Source organism: uncultured Caulobacter sp. (assembly GCF_937900395.1).
Taxonomy (GTDB): Bacteria; Pseudomonadota; Alphaproteobacteria; order Caulobacterales; family Caulobacteraceae; genus Caulobacter.
Genome location: NZ_CALCDX010000236.1, coordinates 1 through 4,944, shown reverse-complemented (window position 1 = coordinate 4,944; position 4,944 = coordinate 1). Strand labels below are relative to the sequence as shown.

The window sequence follows — 4,944 nt, the reverse complement described above, 5'->3', positions numbered from 1 at the left end:
AGGTTGCGCAGGTTCAGGAAAGCCAGACCGCCGATGCCGACGAAGCCGCCGGTGGTGTCTTCATAGACCTGGCTGTTCTGCAGAGCCGGGATGTCGGCCAGATAGTCGACGATGTTGATCTCGCCCGACTGCTGGATCTCTTCCTGGCCGATCTGGATCAGCGGCGTCGGCGAGTTGAGCGGGTTGCGTCGGATCAGCGAACCGGTGACGACGACTTCTTCGACCTTATTGTCCTGGGGCGCGGTCTGGGCGGACACAATGCCTGGAGCAGCCAGGGCCAAGCCGGCCATCATGGTGCTGGCCAGCAGCGATTTTCTATTGCGCGCAGTCAACTAAATTTCTCCCGCCTCAGCTTGAAAGCAACACGAACGCGCCTCTCCCCGAGGCCCCTCCACAGGAAACGTTCGCCGTTTTGCAACCTAGCCGACCAGACGCGCCTTCCAAGTCCGATTGCCACAAACCAGACACGATTATAAATTTACTGTAACGTAATCGGCACACTTTTCCGACAAGCGTCCGTTTCCGCGCCAGGTCCGCCCCCGTGACAGCGCAAATCGGCAAGGATGTTCCAGGTTTGTAGAGACCTGAATTTCCTGCACTTTTGCCATTCTGACACATCAGCGAAGGCCAGTCGGCCACGGCCCGGGCCATTTGCACCCGCGACACGAGAACTATGGCGAAAAAGCGTCTACTTTCGGCTTAGTCCAGGTCGCCCGGCCCGAAGGCCTGCGGCAGCAGGTCCCAGAACGGCGTCCGGACGGTGGGCGCGCCGCCCTGCACGGACACGATCTCGCAGGTTCTGGCGGCGAACTCGGCGATGCGCTGACGGCAGGCGCCGCAAGGCTGGACCACCGCGTCGGAACCCGCCGCGATCAGCACCTTCTCGATGCGGCGCGAACCGCCCGCCGTGATCATCGCCCCGATCGCCGTCTGCTCGGCGCAGGTGCCGGAGGGATAGGCGGCGTTCTCGACATTGACGCCGTAGTGGACCCGCCCCTCGTCGTCGATCACCGCCGCCGCCACCGTGAAGTTGGAGTAGCGGGCGTAGGACCGCTGCAGCAGCGCGGGCAGCGCCCCGGCGGCGGTCTGTTCGAGGGTGTCGGGAGAGGAGATTACGTCGGCGCTCATGCTCATCCTGCCTGCCCCGGCCAAGATCGCGCCGGGGAGAGAGGCAATCAGTCGCGGCGGCGGCGCGCAAGCTGAAAATCGCGGGCCAGCTCAGGCCTCGCCCGGCGCGGTGGCGACGATCGACAGCGCGTGGACAGGCCCCGCCAGTTCGTCGGCCAGCGCCTTCATCACCATGCGTTGGCGCATCACCCGCGCCTTGCCGGCGAAGGCCTCGGCCTCGATGCGCAGGGTGAAGTGGCTTTCGCCCGCGCCGCTATGGCCGGCGTGGCCGTGGTGGCGGTCGCTGTCGTCGATCAGCTCCAGCCGCGACGGCGAGAAAGCGGCCTCCAGCTTGCCTCGAATAGCTTCCGCAACGGCGCCCATCACGCGACTCCCGCATGTCAATCCTTGAACGGAAATAGCGCGGGCTTACTCTAAGCGCCATGAGCCGGCCGTTCGAGTACCGCCCCAAATTTTATGACATCCGGGTCAGGCCGCCCAAGGACGGCGAGGACGACCACATCGAGGATGTCCTGCGCCTGAAGCCGGGCGAGAAGCCCTGCGACCATCCCGACTGCCGCCTGCCGGGTTCGGCCAAGGCGCCGAAGTCGCGCGACATGCCTGACCAGCACTACTGGTTCTGTCAGCGCCATGCGGCCGAGTACAACAAGAACTGGAACTTCTACGCCGGCATGACCGAGGCCCAGATCCGGGCCGAGCAGGAAACCGAGCGCATGACCGGCGGCCGGCCGACCTGGAGCTTCAAGGCCGACGCCCGCTCGCGCGAGGCCGCGGCCCAGGCCGCCCGCGACGCCCGCGCCTTCGCCGACCCGTTCGGCATCTTCCGCGCCCAGCAGCGCCGCGCCGAATCGCAGCGCACCGCCGCCGAGCGCGGTTTGGGCAAGCTGGAGCGCCAGGCCCTGGCCGACCTCGACCTCGAGGCCGGCGCCGACGGCCCGGCGATCAAGGCCAAGTACAAGGAGCTGCTCAAGCGCTGCCACCCCGACGCCAACGGCGGCGACCGCAGCGCCGAACACAAGCTGCAGCGCGTGATCAAGGCCTATAAGCAGCTGCAGAAGTCGGGGCTGGTCTAAGTCCGGAGCGCGGCTAGAAGTCGGGCGGCATGATGAAGGTGTGATCCCAGGTCGGGTATTCCCCCGTTCGCGGCTCCACCATGCGCGTCTTCTGGCTGTACCAGAGGTGATGATCCGTCCCGAGCGACAGATGCTCGCAATAGAGCGTCTGATCGTGGTTGCGCAGGAAGTCGTAGACCGTGGTGTATTCCCAGATCTCCCCCTTCGGAGGCTTGGCGCGCTTGGCCTGCCAAACCGAGGCGATCTTCACGTCCTTGCCGAAGAGGGACCGAAAGGGGTGGTGCGGCACGGCGTCCAGCTCGCGGACATAGTGCTTGATGGCCCCTTCGACGGCGCGGTCCAGGCTGAGGTTCTTGCGATGGGCGAAACCGGCGGCGGCGTTGGCGAAGCCTGCGGAGGCCACGCCGACCACGCGGATGTCGGGCGGCGCATGCGCTGACGCCGCGCGGGCGAGCATGCCTTGGATTTCGGCCAGTCCGCCGCCCAGCGAATGGCCCGTGATCAGGAGCTGATCGGCCGGCAGCCCCCTCTGTCGACACGCGTCTATCGCTTCGCGCAGGAAGTCGACGGCGGGCTCGATCTGGCGATCCGGATCCTGAAACAGGGCCGCCGAGACGTTGGCCCACCAATCCGGGAAGGACTTGAACCCCTCCGTTCCTCGATTGACGACCACCAGGCTCCGGCTGGGCGGATGGTGCAGGGCCGCCGCGTCGTAGCCGCCCGCGATATTGGCCTGGGCCAGCATGTCCCAACCCGGCAGGGCCTCCAGCCGCGAGAGCCCCGTGGCGGGATCCTTGTAGACCGCCGCCGCCAGACCCGCCGCGACCTGATCGCTCAGGACGGCGTCCTGAGCATGCGAGATCAAAAACGCCCTTAGATCCATGGCTCCCTCTCCCCGGCGGCCAAGAATTCTCGGAAAGATTGTTTTGCGGCCGCCTCACACGGTCAAGGCAAACTTGCGGCGCGAGGCCCGAATGGGCCATTGTCGCGCGCCGACACGCGGCGGGCGATCCGACGTGGCGCGCGCCCGTCGAAGCGCCGAACACAAGCTGCAGCGCGATCAAGGTTTATAGTCAGCTGCAGAAGTCGGGACGGGTCTAGCCGGCCTGGACCGTAGTGGCGCCTCTGGAGAGTTTGAGCCGATGAAGAGCCCCGCCGCCGCTCCGGCCGTCGCCCTGGCCCTGCTCGCGACGCTGGGCGCGTGTGAGCGCCAGCAGGCGCGAACGTCGCCGCCAGCGTCCCAGGCGGGGAAGCCTCCGCAGGCGCCCAAGACGCAGACGCCGCTCGACGCAATCCGTCCGTTGACCTTCAAGCAAGCCGATCCCGCGGCCGAGGTCAGCCTGACGCTGTCGGCCGAGATCGGCCGTTATCCAGCCTTGCGCGCCCTGCTCTATGATCGCGAAACCGCCCAGCTCAGGGCCTTCGCGACCAAGGCTGACGCGGACCGCAAAGCCGACGACGGACAGTATCCGTGGCGTCAGTACGCTAGCGAGCGTCAATGGGACGTGGCGGCGGCCACACCCCGGCTGATCAGCCTGCGAGGGATGTGGCTCGACTACACCGGCGGCGCCCATCCGAACCACGGGGCCGCGGCGCTGCTGTGGGACGCCGCCGCCAACAAGGAGGTCAAGCCCGCCGACCTGTTCCGCGCCGATGCGGACATGAAGGCACTGGACAAGGCCATCTGCGAGGCCGTGGCCGCCGCCAAGCGCCACCGCGAAGGCGCGTCTCCGCCCGACGACGTCTTCGGCTGTCCGAAATGGACCGAGACCACGCTCGCGCTGGCCCCCTCGACCGAGGCGGGGAAGATCGGCGGCCTGATGGTTCTGATCGATCCCTATCTGGTCGGCCCCTATGCCGAGGGCGACTATGAGCTGATCCTGCCGCTGTCGGCGTTCCGCCCCCTGCTGGCGCCGACCTATCTCGACGCCTTCGCCGGATCGCCTAAATCGTCGGGCAATCCGGACGGCTCGCTCAGCTTTCGGATGTGAAGCCAAGACATCGCCACGCCTCGCTCCCTTGCGGCGCAGGGCGCGAATAGGCCATTGTCGCGCGCCGACACGCGGCGAGCGGGGACCTCTTTGATGACCGACAGCGATCCGGAGTGGCGCGCGCCCGTCGAAGCGCCGACGCCGGTGACGCCGGTGCCGTTCGGCAAGCCGTGGAGCATCTGGACCTGGGGCGCGCTGCTGTCGACGGCGGGCCTGGCCTTCGCGGTCGCCCCTCACGCGGTCCTGCATCTGCTGAAGTCGCCGGTGGAGCCCGCCGCCCTGCCGTGGGTGCGGTTCTGCGGCCTGCTGCTGCTGGCCTACGCCATGGGCTACCACGTCGCCGGCTGGACCGGTCAGCGGACCTATATGCGCGCCTCGGTCGTGCTGCGCGTCCTGTCGCTGGTGGTCATCGGCGCCTTCGTCTTGGCCGACTGGCTGCCCAAGGCCTGGCTGGCGGTGGGCCTGGGTGATTTCGCCGGCGCGGTGTGGACGACGCTGGAGCTCAGGTGGCGTCCGAAGCCGAAGACGGCTTGATCCGCCACCGGACCAGGTAGGCGACTAGCCAGCAGACCATCGCCCACGCGGCGCCCACGCACCAGCCGGCCAGCACGTCGCTGGCCCAGTGAACGCCCAGATAGACCCGGCTGGCGCCGACCAGCAGGCTCGCCAGCACCGCCGCGCTGATCGCCAACACCTTGACCCGCCGCCGGTCGGAAAAGCGCGCCGTCAAAACGCCCAGGGTCAGGAAGACC

7 protein-coding genes and 1 pseudogene are annotated in these 4,944 nt (G+C 67.6%); 3 read left to right on the top strand and 5 right to left on the bottom strand.

The genetic code is table 11. The annotated features are described in order from the left end of the window. The 3 genes and pseudogenes from Q0379_RS21165 to Q0379_RS21155 form a co-directional block, all read right to left on the bottom strand. Positions 1-332, bottom strand: a pseudogene (locus Q0379_RS21165) (TonB-dependent receptor); the annotation flags it as partial. A gap of 367 nt (positions 333-699) precedes the next feature. Next, entirely contained in the window at positions 700-1,128 is a 429-nt protein-coding gene (cdd, locus tag Q0379_RS21160) for a cytidine deaminase (protein ID WP_299016441.1), read from the bottom strand. A 90-nt stretch (positions 1,129-1,218) separates the two neighbouring features. After that, a complete protein-coding gene (locus tag Q0379_RS21155; RefSeq protein WP_082769535.1) occupies positions 1,219-1,494 on the bottom strand; it encodes a BolA family protein in 276 nt (91 codons plus the stop codon). 56 nt (positions 1,495-1,550) lie between these two features. Here Q0379_RS21155 and Q0379_RS21150 point away from each other — a divergent pair, with 56 nt between their 5' ends. Further along, a complete protein-coding gene (locus Q0379_RS21150) occupies positions 1,551-2,201 on the top strand; it encodes a J domain-containing protein (protein WP_299016434.1) in 651 nt (216 codons plus the stop codon). Between the two features lie 13 nt (positions 2,202-2,214). Here Q0379_RS21150 and Q0379_RS21145 read toward each other — a convergent pair whose 3' ends face one another. After that, a complete protein-coding gene (locus Q0379_RS21145) occupies positions 2,215-3,066 on the bottom strand; it encodes a hypothetical protein (RefSeq protein ID WP_299016433.1) in 852 nt (283 codons plus the stop codon). Positions 3,067-3,343: 277 nt separating this feature from the next. Between Q0379_RS21145 and Q0379_RS21140 the strand changes: the two genes are divergently transcribed. Together Q0379_RS21140 and Q0379_RS21135 are read left to right on the top strand one after the other, a co-directional pair. Continuing rightward, a complete protein-coding gene (locus tag Q0379_RS21140; RefSeq protein WP_299016432.1) occupies positions 3,344-4,192 on the top strand; it encodes a DUF3298 and DUF4163 domain-containing protein in 849 nt (282 codons plus the stop codon). A gap of 93 nt (positions 4,193-4,285) precedes the next feature. After that, positions 4,286-4,726, top strand: coding sequence for a hypothetical protein (locus tag Q0379_RS21135; RefSeq protein ID WP_299016431.1), 441 nt, complete (start codon positions 4,286-4,288; stop codon positions 4,724-4,726). Here the strand turns inward: Q0379_RS21135 and Q0379_RS21130 are convergent. After that, positions 4,695-4,944 (bottom strand): phosphatase PAP2 family protein (locus Q0379_RS21130; RefSeq protein WP_299016430.1); only part of this gene is annotated, 250 nt, incomplete at its 5' end. The two genes, Q0379_RS21135 and Q0379_RS21130, sit on opposite strands and share 32 nt — an antisense overlap.